This window comes from Psychrobacter sp. Pi2-1, assembly GCF_904846645.1.
GTDB lineage: Bacteria > Pseudomonadota > Gammaproteobacteria > Pseudomonadales > Moraxellaceae > Psychrobacter.
Genome location: NZ_CAJHBO010000007.1, coordinates 1 through 21,017 on the forward strand (window position 1 = coordinate 1; position 21,017 = coordinate 21,017).

18 protein-coding genes are annotated in these 21,017 nt (G+C 44.0%); 6 read left to right on the plus strand and 12 right to left on the minus strand.

Annotated features, from left to right (window positions below; translation table 11 throughout):
• Window positions 1-269 precede the first annotated feature (269 nt).
• The gene (gene murJ / locus JMX91_RS05575; protein WP_201548060.1) at window positions 270-1,820 is read left to right on the plus strand and encodes a murein biosynthesis integral membrane protein MurJ; all 1,551 of its coding nucleotides are present in this window, start codon (window positions 270-272) and stop codon (window positions 1,818-1,820) included.
• 129 nt (window positions 1,821-1,949) lie between these two features.
• A complete protein-coding gene (locus JMX91_RS05580; RefSeq protein WP_201548061.1) occupies window positions 1,950-2,573 on the plus strand; it encodes a hypothetical protein in 624 nt (207 codons plus the stop codon).
• Window positions 2,574-2,584: 11 nt separating this feature from the next.
• On the opposite strand, the gene JMX91_RS05585 is transcribed toward JMX91_RS05580, so the two are convergent.
• Window positions 2,585-3,295: a GNAT family N-acetyltransferase gene (locus tag JMX91_RS05585; protein WP_265089169.1), complete on the minus strand. Its 711-nt coding sequence runs from the start codon at window positions 3,293-3,295 to the stop codon at window positions 2,585-2,587.
• 125 nt (window positions 3,296-3,420) lie between these two features.
• Here JMX91_RS05585 and ribF point away from each other — a divergent pair, with 125 nt between their 5' ends.
• On the plus strand, window positions 3,421-4,488 hold the full coding sequence (ribF, locus tag JMX91_RS05590; protein WP_201548062.1) for a riboflavin biosynthesis protein RibF: 1,068 nt from the start codon (window positions 3,421-3,423) through the stop codon (window positions 4,486-4,488).
• Window positions 4,489-4,569: 81 nt separating this feature from the next.
• Here the strand turns inward: ribF and JMX91_RS05595 are convergent, their stop codons facing one another.
• The 4 genes from JMX91_RS05595 to JMX91_RS05610 form a co-directional block, all read right to left on the minus strand.
• Window positions 4,570-4,809 (minus strand): DUF2789 family protein, encoded by a 240-nt coding sequence (locus JMX91_RS05595; RefSeq protein ID WP_201548063.1) that lies wholly within the window; start codon window positions 4,807-4,809, stop codon window positions 4,570-4,572.
• Window positions 4,810-5,098: 289 nt separating this feature from the next.
• Window positions 5,099-6,082, minus strand: coding sequence for a malate dehydrogenase (locus JMX91_RS05600; protein WP_265089172.1), 984 nt, complete (start codon window positions 6,080-6,082; stop codon window positions 5,099-5,101).
• 381 nt (window positions 6,083-6,463) lie between these two features.
• Window positions 6,464-7,144 (minus strand): hypothetical protein, encoded by a 681-nt coding sequence (locus tag JMX91_RS05605; RefSeq protein ID WP_227679294.1) that lies wholly within the window; start codon window positions 7,142-7,144, stop codon window positions 6,464-6,466.
• A gap of 492 nt (window positions 7,145-7,636) precedes the next feature.
• Complete coding sequence (locus tag JMX91_RS05610; RefSeq protein ID WP_201548065.1) at window positions 7,637-9,769, minus strand: lytic transglycosylase domain-containing protein; 2,133 nt, start codon at window positions 9,767-9,769, stop codon at window positions 7,637-7,639.
• Window positions 9,770-10,116: 347 nt separating this feature from the next.
• Here JMX91_RS05610 and miaB point away from each other — a divergent pair, with 347 nt between their 5' ends.
• Window positions 10,117-11,610 (plus strand): tRNA (N6-isopentenyl adenosine(37)-C2)-methylthiotransferase MiaB, encoded by a 1,494-nt coding sequence (gene miaB, locus JMX91_RS05615; protein ID WP_201548066.1) that lies wholly within the window; start codon window positions 10,117-10,119, stop codon window positions 11,608-11,610.
• A 94-nt stretch (window positions 11,611-11,704) separates the two neighbouring features.
• Here the strand turns inward: miaB and JMX91_RS05620 are convergent, their stop codons facing one another.
• The 5 genes from JMX91_RS05620 to JMX91_RS05640 all read right to left on the minus strand — a co-directional run bounded on the left by JMX91_RS05620 (window position 11,705) and on the right by JMX91_RS05640 (window position 17,011).
• Window positions 11,705-11,959, minus strand: coding sequence for a hypothetical protein (locus JMX91_RS05620; RefSeq protein WP_201548149.1), 255 nt, complete (start codon window positions 11,957-11,959; stop codon window positions 11,705-11,707).
• Between the two features lie 150 nt (window positions 11,960-12,109).
• A complete protein-coding gene (locus tag JMX91_RS05625; RefSeq protein WP_201548067.1) occupies window positions 12,110-13,324 on the minus strand; it encodes an RtcB family protein in 1,215 nt (404 codons plus the stop codon).
• Between the two features lie 787 nt (window positions 13,325-14,111).
• On the minus strand, window positions 14,112-14,840 hold the full coding sequence (locus JMX91_RS05630) for a LysE family translocator (RefSeq protein ID WP_201548068.1): 729 nt from the start codon (window positions 14,838-14,840) through the stop codon (window positions 14,112-14,114).
• Window positions 14,841-15,016: 176 nt separating this feature from the next.
• Entirely contained in the window at window positions 15,017-16,309 is a 1,293-nt protein-coding gene (gene argE / locus JMX91_RS05635; protein WP_227679295.1) for an acetylornithine deacetylase, read from the minus strand.
• 48 nt (window positions 16,310-16,357) lie between these two features.
• A complete protein-coding gene (locus JMX91_RS05640; protein ID WP_057761477.1) occupies window positions 16,358-17,011 on the minus strand; it encodes a UPF0149 family protein in 654 nt (217 codons plus the stop codon).
• A 212-nt stretch (window positions 17,012-17,223) separates the two neighbouring features.
• Between JMX91_RS05640 and JMX91_RS05645 the strand changes: the two genes are divergently transcribed.
• Window positions 17,224-17,664 (plus strand): hypothetical protein, encoded by a 441-nt coding sequence (locus JMX91_RS05645; protein WP_057761479.1) that lies wholly within the window; start codon window positions 17,224-17,226, stop codon window positions 17,662-17,664.
• A gap of 108 nt (window positions 17,665-17,772) precedes the next feature.
• A complete protein-coding gene (locus JMX91_RS05650; RefSeq protein WP_201548069.1) occupies window positions 17,773-18,234 on the plus strand; it encodes a cell division protein ZapA in 462 nt (153 codons plus the stop codon).
• Between the two features lie 78 nt (window positions 18,235-18,312).
• Here the strand turns inward: JMX91_RS05650 and JMX91_RS05655 are convergent, their stop codons facing one another.
• Together JMX91_RS05655 and glyS are read right to left on the minus strand one after the other, a co-directional pair.
• Complete coding sequence (locus JMX91_RS05655; RefSeq protein ID WP_224737782.1) at window positions 18,313-18,603, minus strand: hypothetical protein; 291 nt, start codon at window positions 18,601-18,603, stop codon at window positions 18,313-18,315.
• Between the two features lie 314 nt (window positions 18,604-18,917).
• Complete coding sequence (gene glyS / locus JMX91_RS05660; RefSeq protein ID WP_201548070.1) at window positions 18,918-21,011, minus strand: glycine--tRNA ligase subunit beta; 2,094 nt, start codon at window positions 21,009-21,011, stop codon at window positions 18,918-18,920.
• Between the last annotated feature and the right edge of the window lie 6 nt (window positions 21,012-21,017).

Here is a 21,017-nt window from a genome sequence, read left to right on the forward strand (position 1 = left end):
ATGTCATCGAAGCTTTTCATGCTACCAGCCATCTGCTGGGCCAGTTTTTTAATGTCGTTTTGGTTAGTCATTGCTTATTCTCCTGTTAATGGATTATAAGCAGTTACACAGTTTTTAGGAAACTCCCTCGGCTTCCATATTTTATATTCCACATCCAATCCATTTATCTCGATTGTGAAAGTGCTATAATTCGTCAGTTTTTTTGCAACAGCAAATCAGTACACTACCTCTTACACAACCCTGTACACAACTTAGCAAGATAGGTTCTCATGGCAAAAAGTCGGTTATTTCGTTCAACCATGGTGGTCAGCAGTATGACCATGTTATCGCGTATTTTAGGTTTGGTACGCGATGTCGTATTGCTAGGAGTTTTTGGGGCTGGCGGTTTGATGGACGCCTTTTTGGTCGCCTTCAAAATCCCGAACTTTTTGCGACGACTGTTTGCTGAAGGGGCGTTTAGCCAAGCATTCGTTCCTGTGCTATCCGAGTACAAGGAAAAGTACAGCTTACAGCAAGTACAGATTTTAGTCAGTCGCACCTCGGGCGCACTCTTGCTGGTGTTGTCGATGCTGACAGTTGTTGTTATCTTAATCGCGCCTTGGGTAGTGACGTTGTTTGCCCCCGGGTTTGCCGATCAACCTGACAAATTTGCCATTACCGCTGAATTACTCCGCCTTACCTTCCCTTATTTGCTGTTTATTTCTATGACGGCTTTTGCCAGTGGTATCTTGCAAAGTTATGGCCGTTTTGCTGCGCCCGCCTTTGCCCCAGTCCTATTGAATTTATGTATGATTGGTGGTGCGCTGATTTTTGCGCCGATGTTTGATACGCCTATTATGGCGCTCGGCTATTCCGTGGCGATCGCAGGACTATTGCAATTCTTAATACAACTGCCTCAGCTATGGCAACAAAAACTACTGGTCGCGCCCAAGATTGACTTTCAGCACGAGGGTGTTCGCCGCATTCTAAAATTAATGCTGCCTGCTATCTTTGGTGTGTCTGTCACTCAGATTAACTTATTGCTGAACACCGTTTTTGCCTCATTGATGATTGGTGGTTCGGTGTCTTGGCTCTACGCGGCTGAGCGTATGAGCGAGTTACCACTAGGGCTGATTGGTGTGGCGATTGGTACGGTCATATTACCAAGTCTGTCAAAAAGTGAAGCACAAAAAGACGATGTTAGTTTCAAAAAGACCATCGATTGGGCCGCGCGCCTTATCATTTTGGTCGGTGTGCCTGCCTCGGCTGCGCTCTTTGTACTCGCAGATGTGCTGATGCAAGCCCTGTTCTTACGTGGTGAGTTCACCCTTCGTGATGCCCAGATGAGTGCACTGGCATTACGTAGTATGGCAGGTGGTATCTTAGGATTCATGCTGATCAAGATCTTTGCCCCTGCATTCTTTGCGCGTCAAGACACCAGAACACCTGTCAAAATCGGCATCATCTCTGTCATCGCCAATATGATTTTTAGTGTTATTTTTATTGGAATATTTTATTTCTTAGAGATACCGTTACATGGTGGTCTGGCATTGGCTACGACTGGCGCCGCTTTTGTAAACGCAGGCTTGCTATATTACTTCTTGCACAAGCGTGATATTTTCCGTTTCGGTCCGCATTGGAAAAAGCTGTTTACGCAGTTTGCTATCTCGACTGGCTCTATGATTGGCGTGCTTTATTTTATGCTGCCTTACTTTCCTACCGATGAAGCTCAGTGGCAACGTATCGTCGCGCTGATCATTATGTGTGCCGTCGGAGCGCTGGTTTACGGTGTGGTATTGCTAGCGACTGGTTTCCGTCCGCGTCAGCTAAAGCACGGTTAGGACAAAGTATAAGTAAATCCATAACGGGCTTACCAAACCAAAACAAGCCTGTCATGAGAAATGACAATGCACGCTGCTGATAATTGTCATAATAGATCACTAATGAATAAATGACATTTGAGGTTTAATATGACAACGAAACAGCCAATCTTCCAGCGCTTACCAATTCTGTTAGCAACTGGTGTACTCAGCACTGGATTACTTATTAGCGGTTGTAGCAATAATGAGTCGGCTGAAACTGCTACCGATAATGAAGATGTGGCAGCGACTGTTGATACCTCAGAAGACGTCACATTAGACAATGATACGACTGACCAAGCGATGGCCGATGAAATTGCTAGCGAAACAGGCGAAATTACAGATGGCACTGAAGATAAGACAGCGATTGATAGTGACAATATTAATCCAGTTACTGATGAGACTAAACAGAAAAGCCTAGTGACCAATCCAACTCAAGCCGGTACGCCAGAGGATACTGTCAAGCAAGCCCTAAACAGCTTATATTATGGTGACGTGAAGGATGCGGCGTCATATTACCAAGTTGATATGGCAAACTTTGAAGAAGAGCTTGCCAATACTCAGTCTGCGTTTCAACAAACGGTGGATGGCGTTACGATTACTGATACCAAATACAACGATGACAAAACTCGTGCCACCATCACTGGCGAGCTGATGCTAAAAGGACAGAGCGAACCTGCACCACTGACCTACCAGCTACAGAAGATAGAAGGTCAATGGAAGATTTTAGGGTAGAGCATCTTAAGCTAAATTGCCTCAGGCGCTTTATCTGAAATATCGTCTGACGTGACTGCTTTACCCAGCATCACAACATCAGCGATAAACCCTTCCATATCGCAGACTTCGGGCATATATCCCCACTGCTCAAAGCCAAGCTTACGAAATAATCCTAAGCTTGGATGGTTGTGAGCAAAGACAAGGGCGATAATATTTCGAATACCTAGGCTTGGTGCTTGCGTCAACATCCAACGGGTCAGCAAACTGCCTAACCCTTTGCCTTGATAATCTTGATTTAGATAAATGCTAATCTCGGTACTGATATGATAGGCAGTACGTGCGTACAAATCACTAAAGCTGCCCCATGCGACTATCGGTGCCTTTGTTTGATCTATATTATTTGATGGTAATGCCTTGACCACATATATCGGTCTGGTTGCACTATCCAAATGCTCTTCAAACCAAGCGGCACGCTCTTCTAGCGTAACCAATGCAAGATTGGCTGTTGCTTGTTTGCCCGGTATGCTTTGATTATAAATGGCTAAGACTTCTGCTAAATCTTCTTTATTTGCACGCTGCACAACGAACTGATCGGTGAGCTGATATGTCGATAGTTCGGTTGGTATGGTATTTAAGGCAGCAGCAGACATAAGATCTCCATCGTTGTCGAGATTGTTGTTAGGATTGGTATTAGCATCATTGGCAATAAAGAATGGCCACCCTATGCGCCATAGTTGCATTACACGTAGACTATAGGATGTTAGTGTGGCTATTTTACTTTATAATGGCTGGTTTTAGACACATCAATTTTAAGCATAGATGTGTTTTTTCGTTTTTTATTTGGTCTCATCATAGCTGAAAACTTATGAAAACCTATTTTCTTGAGCAACTGATTTCGTCGCCACACACTTCATCTACGGACACTGTCCCAGTAGAGTTGGCATCTTGCGTGCTCACTATCGGCAATTTCGACGGTGTGCACCTTGGTCACCAAGCCATGCTAGCCCAAGTTCGTGAGATTGCACATACCCAAAATTTGGGTGCGGCGGTCATGATTTTTGAGCCGCAGCCACGCGAGTTTTTTGCACCTGCTAAAGCACCTGCACGTTTGACGAATCTGGCAGAGAAGCAAGCACTGCTAGCAGAGTATGATGTTGAAACATTGATCGTAGCAGGTTTTGATACAGAATTTCGCTCGCTATCAGCACAAGCATTTGCCGATATATTAGCCAAGCGTTTGAACGTAAAAGCGTTGGTGCTGGGCGATGACTTTCGCTTCGGCCATGATCGTACTGGCGACAGTCAGTTTTTGCGTGATTATGGTTTGGATGTGACCAACCTGCATACGGTCACTGATAATAATACTGATAGCGACAGTATTGATACGATCGATAACGACGCTGCCCGTATCAGCTCTACTCGTGTTCGTGACTTACTATTGGCAGGTGACCTTCAGGCGGCCAACAGATTACTTGGTCGTGACTATGCAATCACAGGAGTGGTTGTGCGCGGCGACCAGATAGGACGAACAATAGACTTCCCTACAGCAAATATCGATTTGCAACGTATAAAGCCTGCCCTGCATGGTATTTTTGCAGTCGACGTGGTGAGCTTAGATGATAATGGTAATGTGATCGCTGATGGTTTGACTGAGCTTGCCACCGACGGTCATAAAGGTGTTGCCGGCTTGCGTCCGCATAGTTTGTTTGGCACGGCTAATATTGGCAAAAGACCTTCTGTTGATAAAGGTGATGACTGGCGACTAGAAGTCCACTTTCCGCAGTTGCAAGCTGATTTATACGGACTGAACTTACACGTACGTTTCCTGCACTTTTTGCATGGTGAGCGTCGCTACGATGGCTTGGAAGCATTGAAAACTGGTATTAACCAAGATGTCGCTGATCTACTTGAATGGCGTAATCATCAAATATAGTATTTGATGATACTTTATCTACGAAAAAACCCCATAATACTATCCGTATCGTGGGGTTCTTTATATTGATTCTATGCGTTATTAAGCATCAGGATGCAGACGGACATTCAATTCGTCAATTGTCTCCACCCATACCGCATCTTTGCTCCATTCTTCTTGCAAGAACATGCGCTGGTTGTCATTCCAAATATCAGACTCTGTTAACTTTTCTTCTTTTGCTAATTGATTGTTCGCGATAAACTTATCAATTGCTTCGTCAGAGCTCTCTAAACCTAACTGAGCAAATAGCTCATTCATGTTATATTCTGGTTCACCCAACATACTTTTCTCCTTAAATGGTACGTATAAAATCATAGTTATTATTCAAATTAACACGTTTATTGTAGCAAGCTTTATTCTAATAGCTGTTAATCAACGTTTATCTAACGTTATCAATTGTATTGTCGGTAATCGACACCTAGCTATTTGAGGTTATAAACAAGGTTACCCCCATTTAACCTATCATCATTTAGCTTAATATTACCGGCATAAAAAAAGCCCTCTTATATACGAGGGCTTTTTTCTTTCTACTTATCACCTAGCTTGAGCTGAATGATATAAAGGCTTCGCCTTATGGTAGTAGATGTGCTACTGCATCACGCTCTTCGCTAAGCTCTTGCTCAGTGGCAGCCATTTTTTCTTTAGAGAAATCTGATGACACATCAACGCCGTCTACGATAGACCAGTCGCCGTTAGTACAAGTGCAAGGGAACGAGTAGATAAGGCCTTCAGCGATACCATATTCGCCGTTTGAGTAAACACCCATAGATACCCAATCGTTTTCATCAGTACCTAGCGCCCACGTACGCATATGTGCGATAGCAGCATTAGCAGCCGAGGCAGCAGATGATGCACCGCGAGCCTTAATGATTGCTGCACCGCGCTGTTGTACTTCTGGGATATAAGTGCCTTCGTACCAGTCACGATCAACCAACTCTAGCGCAGGCTTGCCATTTACCGTACAAGCGGTTAGATCTGGATACTGAGTTGATGAGTGGTTACCCCAGATGATCATTTTTTTCACGTCATTAACCGTGCTGTCAGTCTTACCAGCCAACTGTGCCATAGCACGGTTGTGGTCTAGACGCGTCATTGCAGTGAAGTTGCGTGGATCAAGATCTGGTGCATTGCGCTGAGCGATAAGTGCGTTGGTGTTGGCAGGGTTACCGACGACCAATACTTTCACGTCACGGCTAGCAACTTCGTTCAATGCTTTGCCTTGTGCTGAGAAAATCGCAGCATTGGCTTCTAGCAGGTCTTTACGCTCCATACCTGGACCACGAGGACGTGCGCCAACTAATAAAGCATAATCGATATCTTTGAATGCAACATTCGCATCATCAGTCTGAACAATACCCGCCAATAGTGGGAATGCGCAATCTTCTAGCTCCATAACCACACCTTTTAGGGCGTCAAGCGCTGGCGTGATTTCAAGTAATTGCAAAATAACTGGCTGATCTTTACCTAGCATCTCGCCAGATGCAATACGAAATAGCATCGCGTAGCTGATGTTACCAGCGGCACCAGTGACGGCAACACGTAAAGGCTGTTTCATTGACATTGAATACTCCCTAATTAATGATTATGTAGCTTATGATTCTAATTGATGATTATCGTTTTAGATATCGACTTGTTCGCTGCAGAACAGCATGTATAAACCGAGAGCTAGTGTAGCACTTCATCGCAGTGACCGTCTAGATACAGTCATAGACCCGTCAGGGATTATATTGTTACATTTTATACGAGAGGATTTCTGCAGAGGCTAAGCGCTTACGGATAAAGCACTAGAGGGCTTTATCACATGATAACTAAAGCACATTTTCACTACGTTATGCGTAGATATAATGGTCAAAATAGGCAATTTGCACCATTAAATTCGGCTAAGTGAAATGGAAAACGGTATCAAAAAAAGTTTGGGCAAGTAACTAAGCAAAGGCTATCGTCCACCTGAAATGATAAATTTACTGCCACAGCTGTCTACAACGTCATGACAAGTGCCAAAGTCACTGCCTTCATAACATACGTGTATATCAGTGAGTATCGATTGGCGACGGCTGCCTTCTTGACAGATAAGATCCACACTATTTGAAGACATACCACTATTGAGGCGGGTCATTTGACTGATAAACCGTGATTTAGAAACGGTATAACTATTACCAGTATTTAGCTCATTCGGTAATTTTAGTCCACCTGCATAGTTAGTAATCTGTCGAAAGTAACTGCTGGCGCTAAGCGGACTACAAGCTCCATAACGTTGCCACGTCTGGCTACGCACTGTTGTGTCAGGCATGATGCGGTTAACGACTTTTAGTTGTAGCGGGGTAAGGCGTGGCTCACTACCGCGACCGCAGCGCTCGCCATATCCCATATCTAGACCAGATACGGTTAATGAATACCCTTCTAAACACTGGCGCATACGTGCCCGCGTTGGCTGCATATTACATAATGCTGGTGTCATCTCAATCATCAATACGCGCTGACCAGTCTTAACCGTGCTAGCCGCCTGTACTGGCAGCAATACAACACCTTGTATAAGCAGTAAAGCGCCAAAGCTCATCGTCGCTTTGATACTACCTACACTGTGTTTGCTAGCCAAATCTGCACGCAATTGCACCATAGAGTTAGCAGCCTTGTTGCTTGCGTTTGTATCTGTCTTTGTATTTGCCTTCGATAAAGAGCATATCCGATTAGATAACGAATATTTGGTTTTTGGCGACGTAGACAGACTAAAATATTTTTTGATCATAGGACTGAGGGCAGTTAGTTAGCAATGATAAGACATAGGCTATAACTTAAATCATTAGACGCGATACATAAAACACGCATTGACCTAAGAACAAGACTGAAAAATAGGGTTTCCCATTAAGGCAATGGTAACAAAACGTTTTTTTTAATCTATAGCAAAAACGTAAACGTTGTCGCCTTCGTCAAGAATTGCGCGCTGATCAGATAGGTATTTGTCAGATGATTATGTATGAAACAACTGATAAACGACTACATATAAAATAACGGTCTATAAAGTCATTCATCACTGGTCAAACAATCTAGTGTACAAAAATAAACCACTAACAAAAAATTATTAGTGGTTTATTGTTTATAACATCACTGACTAAAATGAAGCAGGTACTGTACCCATACGCTGACTGATTGGCTGACTACGACCTAAAAGGCTACTATAGATAGTGGCGTTTTCCATCACGTGTTTGACATAGTTACGTGTCTCAGGAAATGCAATCGACTCTACATACTGATCTGCGGCGAGAGAACCATAAACTGGCTGCCAGCGTTTGGCGTTATTAGGACCAGCGTTATAGCCTGCGGTTGCCAATACTGGTTGATAATTGAGTTTGCCCAAGATATCACCCATATACCACGTACCATAACGAATATTGGTATCACCGCTGTTGGCACGGCTCGCACTATACATCTCGCCTAGATTACGAGCGATATATTTTGCGGTATCAGGCATAACTTGCATCAGTCCGCTCGCGCCTACGTTTGAGCGCGCAGAAGATACAAAACGGCTTTCTTGACGCATAATACCGTACGCCCATGCTGGATCAATACCTGCTGACTCACTATAACGCACAACTGCGCTTTGATGCGGCATTGGATGCGAAAGTGCTAAGCTATCCACTCTATCAGTATTATCAACCGCATAAATCGCTCGATCGAGCCAGCCCATATCATAGGCTTGACGAGCAGCGGCAATAATCAAATTGTCATCACGATTGTCACGAGCTTGCTTCACTGCCCAGTTCCACTCGCGGTTGGCATAAGCACGACTGGCCTCAGAGTTATATAACGCAAACGCACGAGCAAAGTTAGCATCTTGCATGACGCGCGCGCGATCAGCGGTACTGACGTTAGGCAAATTACTACCGCCTAAACGGCTAGCATCAAAACGTTGCCCTATTTTATCTTTTGCCATCAGGCCATAGTAGTCATTACTTTTTGCTAAGTTCTGATACATTTTCTTAGACGTATTGCGCTTATTACTATCGCTTGACTGCTCATACGCACGAGCTAGCCAATACTGCCACTGAGCTTCTTTTTGCGTTTCGCCGTCCATTTTTGAGATAGCTTCTACCACATCATCCCAACGACTGAAGCGAATCGCCGCCATGGCATAGTCTTCAGCTTCTTCAAAATTAAAGTCATTGTCCAAACTATTGCGGAACCAATCGACTGCTTCAGCGTTAAAGCCATCATCAGTGTTGTGATTCATACGCTGTACGCCAAGCGTACGATAAGCATAGCGTCGGGTTTCGTCATTCAACAATTTGACCGCGCGCTGATTGTCTTGCTTGATATCAAAGTCTAATTGTAACGCCGCTTCGCGATACGACTTGTCAGCCACACGGCCAATAGCATACAGATACAAATACTGATTGGTTTGACTGGCAGGCTCACGAGCAAAACGGCTAAAGAAAGAAGACGGATTTAGCTGAATTTCACTGAGCGCCGAATAAGCAATTGGCGTACCAAGGCGTGAGGACAATGCCATAATATCACCGGTCTTGCCTTTACGTAGCATACGCTTGAGACGAGCCGCACGATCTTGGTTACTAATCAGTGCGTTGTTGTTCATCTCCATCGCTAGCTGATCGCATAATGCTGGTTGCTTTTTGGTGGTTAGCCAAACATCAGATTTGGCTGCCATGGCACGCATGGTGTCACCACCATTATTAAACCCAAGCGCAACGGCACAGCGCTCACTGGCATCGGCATTGGTAATTAAATTGGCTACCTGTCTAACCGAGGCATAATCATTCGATCCTGCTTTAGTCTCCGCAAAATCAGCCACTAATTTCTCAGCCATGACCGTATCTGGATACTGACGCACAAACTGCGAGACCGCCGCTGAACTCTGTGAATTGAGATCTAGATTCATACGCCAATAGGTCGGATACATCGCAAACAAGCCGCCGCTCATGACTTGCTCATAGCTATAGAGCGCACTCACATCACCGCGATCTGCGGCGATAGCGGCTGCCATAAATGAGTCGATACTGGTGTCTTGCTGATAATCTTGTTGATAGTTACTTTCTTGTTGGTAGCTTTCCTCATCGCCCCACGTCAACTCGGCACAAGCGACTTGTGACACACCAAGTGCACTTACCGCTGTTGCCACGCTCAACGCGCTCAGCCGTAGCGTCCCTACTGTGATTCGCTTTGACGCGTGTTTTTGACTGATAGACTCTTCATCCTTGATGCTATGCGCAACACGCAACTTTGTCATACTGACTCTCTTTATGATATCTCTACAAATATGTGAATAACGGTTCGCTAAGTACCGCCAAGGGTATAGCAATCATCATACTATACTCATTGTGCTTTCAACTATCTCCTTTACCTTTTGTTAATAAATAGGACAGCACGGTGTAACATAGAAGTGATAACGAGCCGCAGTTTTTATGAATAGTAATATGAACGACAGTAAATAATTGATACTGCTATGAATTATTTATCATATTGATACCTCATCGCTCGTGCTAATTTTTCACATTGGCACAGGGTTGTGATAAAATACGCCACCTGTTAATCGGCTACTCCGCTATATTTTTGGTCAATCATGGACTTATCCTTATGAGTGTTACTGTATTCAATCCCCGCATCGATGACGATGCTGTTGCTGAGACGACTGTCACCGCACGTGCTGTCACTGCACTCAAAGAAGCAAGTTCAGCCCAAGCGCCCGTCGAAAAAGCAGCGACAAAAAAGGTCTTTGTCACCACTCAAGGCTGTCAGATGAATGTCTATGACTCTGGCAAAATGCTAGACGTGCTAGGCGACTCCCATGGTATGGAAGTGACTCATGATATCGATGAGGCCGACGTACTACTGATGAACACCTGCTCTATCCGCGAAAAAGCGCAAGAAAAAGTCTTTTCAGAACTGGGCCGTTGGCGCAAACTAAAAGAAAAACGCCCTGACCTCGTCATTGGCGTCGGTGGTTGTGTCGCTTCACAAGAAGGCGATAATATTCAGAAGCGTGCGCCTTATGTCGACATGGTATTTGGCCCGCAAACCTTGCATCGCCTGCCAGAGCTGTATGATCAATCAAACGAACAACGTGAAATCGCACCTAAAAATCGTATCGGTACGATTGATGTGTCATTCCCTAGCATCGAAAAGTTTGATTTCTTACCAGAGCCAAGAGTAGAAGGCTACAAAGCCTTTGTCTCTATCATGGAAGGTTGCTCAAAGTATTGCTCATTTTGCGTGGTGCCTTATACGCGTGGTGAAGAATTATCGCGTCCACTTGATGACGTCTTGGCTGAGATTGACAGCCTTGCCGCTCAAGGTATCCGTGAAATCAACCTATTGGGTCAAAACGTCAACGGCTATCGCGGCGAAAAAGACGATGGCAGCATTTGCCGTTTCGCTGAGCTATTACACTATGTATCGCATGTCGATGGTGTCGAGCGTATTCGCTATACGACCAGCCATCCGCTAGAGTTCACTGATGATATCATTGACGCGTACGCACAATTGCCAGAGCTAGTATCGCACTTACATCTACCGGTTCAGAGTGGCTCAAACGCTATTTTGGCAGCGATGAAGCGCAACCATACGATTGACGTTTATATTAATCAGATTAATAAGCTAAAAGCCATTCGTCCAGATATTCACTTGTCGAGCGACTTTATCATTGGCTTCCCTGGTGAGACCGATCAAGACTTCCAAGATACCTTGAACTTGGCAAAAGAGTTGAACTTCGATCACTCTTACAGCTTTATCTACTCTAAACGTCCAGGCACGCCAGCCGCTGAGTTGCCAGATGATGTAAGCTTCACGACCAAAAAAGCTCGCTTGGCTGAATTCCAGAAAGTCATCATTGACTCAACGCTTGCTAAAACGTATGAAATGGTCGGCACTACGACTCGCGTCTTGGTTGAACAAGTTGCTAATCGTCATCCTGATTGCTTAATCGGTACAGCAGATAACACTCGTACCGTCATGTTCCCTTATGACGAAGACAAAATGGATGAGTTACTTGGTAAAATCGTCAGCGTGCGTATTACTGATTTCGTTAGTCCGCACATGGTCAAAGGTGAGCTAATCGAAGTATTGGCATAGCGGTTAAGGTAACAATGGTTAAGTTTGAATAAGAATAAAAAAGCCGTTCACTATAATAGCGAACGGCTTTTTTGTGCGTGAATATTAACTACCACTATTCTGATAACCAATCTGTCTTCCGTAACTGCTGCTTGGTCTCGCGGCGACGTTTTTTGCGGACGATATCGATATCTTCTTTCTCATGAATACCACCTTTTCTTAACAGTGGATCTAGTGCCAAATAGTTGCGTGGTTTGACAGTACTTAGCGACTGTTGCGCACCTGTCATATTTTGACGTTCTAACTGCGCTTGCTGCTCTAACTGCCGTTCAATTTGTTTGGCCTTTTTTAAGGTTTGTTTTAAGCTCATGTTTTTACCTATATTTTCAATAATTCTAAATCTGTTTTATATATTCGAATGACAGCATAGTGAGGTCACGACTAGGAAATCGAGCGCAAATAGTACACTTAGTACATTTAGCTCGATTGAAACTGTCGTGACTCGCTATGGTTTTATTCGCTAGCCTTTAATACACATGACCTGCTTTAGCGTATGCACCACTTCGACCAAGTCAGCTTGATTGGCCATCACTTCATCGATGTCTTTATAAGCGCCGGGTATCTCATCGATGACGCCTTTGTCTTTGCGACACTCGACGCCATCCGTCTGCGCCTTTAGCTCATCGATAGTGAACGCTCGCATGGCTTTGCCTCGACTCATCTGGCGCCCTGCCCCATGTGAACATGAGCAAAACGATTCAGCCTCGCCCAGACCACGTACGATAAAGGACTTTGCGCCCATAGAGCCTGGGATAATACCTAGCTCACCTGCATAAGCACTGATAGCGCCTTTACGCGTCACATAGACCTGCTCACCGAAATGTACCTCTTCATTGACATAATTATGATGGCAATTAATGGCTTCTTTGGTCAGCTGAAATCGTGGCAATCCTGCTTGTGGCGACTGCAGTGACTTAATCACTAAGCGCATCATCTCGCGGCGGTTCTCTAACGCGTAGTCCTGTGCCCAGCTTACTGCTTCGACATAATCAGCAAAGCTATCAGACCCTTCGGCAAAGTAAGACAAATCTCGATCTGGCACATGACCAAAGCGCGATTGACGTTCTTTTTTGGCAAGGTTAATAAAGTACTGACCGATACAATTACCGATGCCGCGGCTACCAGAATGCAGCATCACCCAGACATCGTTGTTTTCATCCAAGCACAGCTCAATGAAATGATTGCCACCGCCGAGTGTTCCCAACTGCTTTGCCCAAGTACGCTCAAAACCTTTAAGCATTTTAAGCAAACCTGGGTGTTTATCAGTAATCGGTTTTAGGCGTTTGCCTAGTGGATCAAGTGTTGAGTTCTTGGCTTGGATTTGCTTATGCATGTTGAAGCCGACTGGCACTTGCTGCTCAACGATCAACCGCAGTGACCTTAAGCTATCAGGCAGATCGCTCGCCGTCAGGGACAAACGTACTGCGTTCATACCGCAGCCAATGTCTACCCCAACTGCGGCAGGAATGATGGCTGACTTGGTCGGTATCACGCTGCCGACTGTTGCGCCTTTGCCAACGTGCACATCGGGCATCACTGCAATGTGGGAATGCACAAACTCTAGCTGGGCTAAATTGCGTAACTGCTGCATCGCACCTTGCTCAACATCGGTGGTGTAAATTTTGACTGGCACGCCGTGTTTGGGATTTTTGTTTAATACTAATTGAATGCTCATAATTTATTACTTCCATTTTATTATTTTATAACCATGCATTTTTTATCATTACCAATTTTATAATTTTTAGACATTACTTATGTATCTCAATTAAACGAAACGTTTAACAAGAAATGAAATTAATAAATTATAAAATTTAGGTAATAAAAAACCGTATTCTTATTAATTAAAAAATCAATAAAAATTCATGGTTAATTTATTATGGACATTTTAAAGAAAGATAATATAGATCAGAACCGTCGGCCACAGCGTAAATATTATATGCATAGAAAAGCTTTAGCTGAATCATAGCCTGAGTCGCTTTATTAGCAATAGCGGTAAAGAAAAATGTTAGGTAAACAGATAACAGCAAGCGCAATATGGCTTAGCACAATCGCAGAGCAAATTTGGCACAGTAGACTTAGAAAAGAGATAGCGCAAGTAGATACAGAAAGCTATTCGTTGATATCGATAGATGGGATATCACTCAATAGCTTATATAAAAATTTAGCCAAACCTTTTCGAAGGTGTCATTGCTGTCATGTGGTTTACACATGTAATCTTTAAAAACGTCTTGGTAGTTATATAGGACACGATGATTCCTCCATAGGTTGTGGCTAATGTCAGGGCGACAATAGCAGGTTAATTGAAACGATTTATCGCTTATGAAAGATAAGCAATATAAATCAATGAGCCAATAATAACGATTTAAAAATTAAAGTCAATAATTAATTTGGCCTGTATAGAAAATAATTTAATAAACGTGTGTTTAATTAATCACTTTGATTTAAAATCGTATCGGTAGTTTTTAAGCTATAAAACTATTTATCACTTCAGCCAATAGGGCAGCAGCGATAATTATAAATATTACCCCACATCCACGATTGAGCCAAGCTAAGCGGTTACCAACATCGAGCCAGCTTGCCAGCTTTTTACCACCTAGCGTATATACGATTTGCCAAATTGTTTCGCTCATGAATAAACCAATGGTCAGTAGGACATATTGTGGCCATAGTGGCGCGCTAAAATTGATAAATTTAGGGAAAAATGCCGCAAAGAACAAGATAGCTTTCGGATTAGATAATGACACCCAAACACCAGTACGAAACAAGGTCATGTTGCTCGGCGCTATTTTAGTAGCAGCACTAGAGAGCGAACGCGGCTGTGGTGTACTGGGTACGCCGTCAGTGGCAGCATAGTCTGCTGCTACCTCGGCACTCAACTCTTTAGCATCACTCATCAAGCTACTGTCACCAGCATCGCGCCAAGAGCTGATACCCAAATAGATTAAGTATGCAGCACCCACGGCTTTGATAATAGTCAGTAGCCACGGTGACTGGCGACTGATTACGTCCAAGCCAAGCAGTGTCGATAGCAGTAATACAAACAAGCCAAGGCTCAGACCTGCTAGCGTCCATAAGGTTCGTTTGACGCCATAGTTCATGCCGTACTGAAATGCCAGCAGCATATTAGGACCAGGGGTCGCTGAGATAAAAAACGTACTTGCGAAAAACACTGCAAACAGATGCCAAGACATCAACCCACCCCTACTTTGTCATGTGTAAATGGTTCTAAGACGAACGGCTATACGACTTAAATACGCGACTAAAAAATAAACACCGCCATTAAGACGGTGTCACTTATACCTATATGTCAAAAAAGTCTCGCAGAAATTATTAAAGTAACGACACGCCTTCTACTTAATAATTACGATTACATGGACGGCTGAGTCGTACAGCTATCTAACAGCTTCTTTAAGAATGCATCACAGCGTTCAATTTCGCTAAGCTCCACATATTCATCCGCTTTATGCGCCTGTTCAATACTACCAGGGCCACAGATGATCGTTGGAATACCTGCATTGGTAAACTGACCGCCTTCAGTCGCGTAAGCCACTTTATGACGCTCATCATCTCCTGTCAGCGCAGCGATTAACGATTGCAACTCAGCACTATCATTATCAGTCATTGCTGGGACGCTTTCTTCTTGCATCAGCTCAATGCCAGTCTCTGGCGCGCGTGCTTGCATTTGGGCATTTAGCTCAGCGACTTTTGCCTGAATGGGCGCTAGTATATCGTCTTGCGTCATATGCGGCAGGTTACGATAGTCAAAAGTAAACTCGCATAGGTTGGGCACGATATTGGTCGCTGTACCACCATGTATGGTACCTACTGACAATGTCGAATAAGGCACTGTAAATAATGCATCCCCGTCTTCTAAAGTGTCATCACGAGCGCTCAGCTCTTCAGCAAGCGTATCTACATAGCCCACCAGTTTGCTGGCATAGCTGATTGCATTGACCCCTTGAGCAATCAATGACGAATGCGCTGATTTGCCATGAACACGGCAACGATAAACCGCAATACCTTTATGTGCGACCACCATCGCCATATTGGTGGGCTCACCGACGATACAATAATCAGGCGTGATACCACGTGCTTTTAGGTCTGCCAAAATCAATGGCGCACCCAAACAACCAACCTCTTCATCGAACGACAAGGCCAGATGCAATGGACGACGTAGCTGACCGCTATTCGATAACTGCACGGCTTGTGGCAATACCGTAAGCGCACAAGCGATAAAGCCCTTCATATCACACGCACCGCGTCCGTATAGCTTGTCACCACGTATCGTCGCGGTGAACGGCTCTGATGTCCAGTCCTGACCATCGACTGGCACCACATCCGTATGACCAGATAAGACCAGACCGTTATTGATAATATCAGCATTTTCACCAGCTGGTACGGTCACAAACAAGTTGGCTTTGGTTTTAGCTTCATTAAAGGTCAAATCTACCGTCAAACCCAACAGCTCACAGTACGACTTTACATCATTAATCAAAGCCAAATTAGAATGGCGACTAACTGTATCAAAGGCGATGAGACGTGTTAACCAATCAAGACTTTGAGTAGGATGCTCGACACTTTTCAGCTGGACATCGCTGCTACTGTCAACGTTATCGCTATTAATGACGTTGTCGCTATTACTACTGTTATTTTGGATCATAAAATATCCTTACTACAATTTTCAGAACTATGATATGTCAGAGCTGACTTACGATGGATTGTTATGATTCATCACATCAACCACTGGCGGCATTGGTTTTGGTAGCTTACCTTCTGCCTGTAGCTCTTTGGTTGTTTTGGCATCGATAGACAAACCAGCGATGAGCGCGATATCTTTGACAGCCTTACGTTTACGCGTGGCAAAGCTTACGGGTACCATACGAGCAAATTCATAGATATAGAGATAAGACTCTTCGCCACCTTCAAAATCTTCATCATCTTCGAGACGAATTGCGCCAATCTTAGCCAAATCAGATAGCATCTCGTTTTCTTCACTGGTCAAACCACAATCGGTAATACCGAAACCGGTCATAAAACCGTTTGCCCACTGTTTCAACGCCATCACGCGCTCGTATAAATCATGTTCATCATCTGGGATGAGCGGCATATACGCGTAGGCATCATCTTTGTCTTTGAGCTGAAACACGATGTCTTCCGCTTCTTCTGTCAGCAAGGTCAATGCAGGCTCTGGTAGCGGGGCAAAGCTGAGCTCTTCAAATACCTTAGCCCAAGTTGCTTCGTCAGGCGCATTACAAGCCGTCATAAGCCCTGTCATCATGCCATGCACTTCGCTGATAGACACGTCAGTCCAATCATCAAACGCGGTCAGCCAAGTATTCCAGCCAGAGATATTATCATTCATAATAGATGTCCTAGTAATTGATTACTGCTTATAAAATAAAAATAGTCGCGATAAAATGTCATGGACAAGTCATCGAAAAATAAAAGTGAAAAGACAAAGCCTGATGCTTGTAATTACTTTGTTGATATAGATATTATGCGGTCACCTATGGCATTATTAAATGCAGCGAACAAAATTCATTCACGCTTACTTGTTAAGGATAAAAACTGACTATGTATGATCAACTTAGAATATTAGAAAAAATGGTACTCGACATCAAAAAACAGTATCAGCTTGTCAGTGCTGAACTTAGCAGCTTAAAACAACATCCTGTTACTGATTCAAAAGAATTTGCCGCACTAAAAACCAAATTAGACAACAGCCATAACGAACGTGACGGTGCCAAGAAACAACTGAACGATCTCGACAAGCGCTATCAGAGTCTTGCAGAAGCGCACCATATGATCGGTGAAGAACAAGACAAACTACAAAAACAGATCAGCCAATTACAACAACAAAACAGCGAACTGCAACAACACAATAATGAGCTAAAGCAGCAGTATAGCGATATCAAACAACAAAACAGTGAACTGCAAAAGAAGAACCAATTGGCAGCCGAGCGTACGCAAGTCGTATTACAGCGCCTAACCCGTATCGATCAAGCAGAAGGCTAACGTTTTCTTGTAGCAGATAGCAAAGACGTACTGTTTATTCAACTGCATAACGCTATTTGTAAAATCTGATATCACTCATTTCACTGACCAGACATTGTAGGATTTATCATGACCGATGACCAAAGCAAACCGATAGAAAAGCAACCAAAAAATACTCAAGCGCCAAGTGCTCCAGTAACAAGTGCTCCAGTACCAGCGCAAAAAACGACACCAGCAGCATCAAATATATCAAGCGCCATGGCACAATCTAATACCAAAACACCTAAAGCGCCTGAACCACAAATCAAAAAAGTTGATATTGCGATTGCTGGAGTTACTTATCCGATATTTTGTCCTGTACATGAGCAAGAAGAGCTACTGTCAGCGGTTTCGTATATCAACAACTATGCGCTCGATCTAAAAAGAGATGCGCCAAGCCTTAGCCAAGAAAGCATACTGGTACTGTGCTGCTTAAACTTGTATGAAAAAATCCATGCCAATCAAAGAAGTGACGAAGATCGCTTGCAGAAAGACAAACAGTCCGAGGCATTGCTCAATAAAATCATGAAAGATGCTCATTCTATTCTGTAGATGCATCGTATTGTATTAAACACATAAGCGCCTAGCCAATAAAGTTAGGCGCTTTTTTATGGTCAATCATTTATCTATTTATGCATAAGGCGTGTAGGTCTTGCCTGCGTGAAAGTCTGCCTGATGCTCATAATTGCAAAAGAATAACTCTTGGTTCGCTTCAACGTTGCCATCGGTAGCTGTGCTTGGTTTGGTTTCAAGTACACCGCGATATTCAGCCAAGCTGTTGCCACAGAAATTGCACTGACGCGGAGTGGTCACATCCCCTTCTTTTGGCATCATACTTTTAGGTGCACGCGGGTACATAAACTTATAAAAAGCCCACATTGAAGCCCAAATAATAAGGATGACGATAATAACAGCAAACACGGCAGTGCTCCTTCGATTACGGGTAAACGTGAGAAATAATGAAATCTACTAAATAAGATTATTTAACAGGTCTTGATAGCATAAATTTTACCGTCAATAATAGCGATAATACAATGCCTTTACCGTTTAATTGCTAATTGCGCTAACTGACTGGCTATATCTAACGGATAACTATATGAGTAAACCAGTCAACTGCATAGAAAAAAACCTGGCCACGATAAGCCAGGTTTTTTATCAAAAGTAACTGTCAAGTTAAAGCAATAATCAGGTTAAAGTAACTATCAGGCTAAAGTAACAATTAGCTTTTAGCAGAGTTACAGCTGTAGCTCGCTAATATCAGCTACCGTCAAGAACAAGGCGCGAACCTGCTTTAGTAATGCCAAGCGATTGTTTTTAAGCGCAGCATCTTCACTATTAACCATTACTTGATCGAAGAACTGGGTCAACGGCTCATCTAAGCTAGCCAGCGTTTGCAATACTTGCGTATAGTCCGCTTGCTCCAGCAGTGGTTGTACCACTGTCTGTGCTTGTTTCACATTCGCATATAAGTTTTGCTCAGCAGATTCAGACAGTAGTGCTTCATCGACTGTATCAGCAATGCTCACTTCTGACTTGGCCAATATATTAGCAACACGTTTGTTTGAATCAGCCAACATCGACGCTTGTGACAGCTCGCTAAATGCTTGCACGGCACGGATACGCTGATCAAAATCAAGCGGCATATGCGGGTTAATCGCTTGCACTGCTTGAATCGTATCGACACTAACGCCTTGCTCTGTATACATCGCACGATAGCGCGAGTTTAGGAATGCCATGACTTGGGTAAAAGTATCACCCATTTTGGCAATCTTACTACCTTCAGCATCGCTATAGCCTTTGATCGCTTGCTCAACGAGCGCTACCAGATTAATCGGCAACTGCTTTTCGATCAAAATACGCAAGATACCAATAGCAGAACGACGTAAGCTAAACGGATCTTTTGAACCCGTTGGCGCTTGGTCAATCGCAAAAATACCAACGAGCGTATCTAAACGATCAGCCAATGCTAAGCAGATGCCAATCGGTGTCTGTGGTAATACATCACCGCTAAACTTGGGCAGGTACTGCTCTTCTAAGCTTGCCGCAACCGCTTCAGGTTCCTCATTCAAACGCGCATAATACGTACCTGCGATACCTTGCAATTCAGGGTACTCGCCGACGAGCGAGCTGGCCAAATCTGCTTTAGATAAGATACCCGCACGTACGGTTTCATCGACATTAATATCGTGGCCTTGCTGCTGCATCAACGTGGCGATAAACGCAGCAAGCTTGGCAATACGCTCAGATTTCTCCCAAATCGTACCCAGTTTGTCTTGGAATACGCGAGTTTTCAGACTCTCTGTGAGTGCAAACAACGGCTGCTTTTGATCCTGCAAGAAGAAAAACTCGGCATCAGCCAAACGTGGACGCACGACTTTTTCATTACCTTCGATAATCTGATTGGGGTCTTTAGACTCAATATTGGTGATAAAGATAAAGTAAGGCTGCAATTTGCCCGCTTTATCGGTCAAGCAGAAATATTTCTGATCCGCTTGCATGGTCGAGATAAGCGCTTCTTGCGGCACTTGTAAAAAGCGCGCCTCAAAGCTTGCTCGTAACGCAATGGGGAAATCAACCAATGCGGTGACTTCGTCTAACAAATCTTGCGGTACGATGGCATCAGAATTGACTTCATCTGCCAATGCTTTGACTTGGTTTTTGATCAGCATCTGACGCTTATCAAAATCCGCCACGACTTTTAGACCATCTAATAGTTGCTCATAGTCATTGGCATGAGCAATATCATGGTAGTCAGGGCTATGAAAGCGATGACCACGAGTTTGCGAGCCTGTCTCATGCCCTTGGATAGTGGCATCAATGACAGTATCATCCTGCATCAATACGACCCACTGTACGGGACGAACAAACTCGTTGCGACTTGCGCCTGAGCGCATACGTTTGGCAATCGGTAGGCTATCTAACGCCGTTTGAAAAATAGCCGGCAGTAGCTCGGTAGTCGCTTGACCACTGATCGTTTGCTCAAAACCAACATAGTCACCTTTATCGGTGTTAATGGTCGTAAGCTCGCTGGCTTCAATACCCAAGCCTTTAGCAAAACCCATCGCCGCACGGGTTGGATTGCCATCGCTATCAAATGCCGCTTTAATCGCTGGTCCGCGTTTTTGCTCAGTACGATCTGGCTGCTTATCGCTAATACCTTGAATCTGAATTGCCAAACGGCGCGGAGCAGCAAAGGCTTTGATACTATCAAAGGTAATATCTGCTGCAGTTAATTGCTCAGTAACACTGGCTTGTAGCGCATCACGTAATGGTTTTAGGCTCTTTGGAGGTAGCTCTTCACACCCCAGTTCAAATAGAATAGTACTCATGGGATG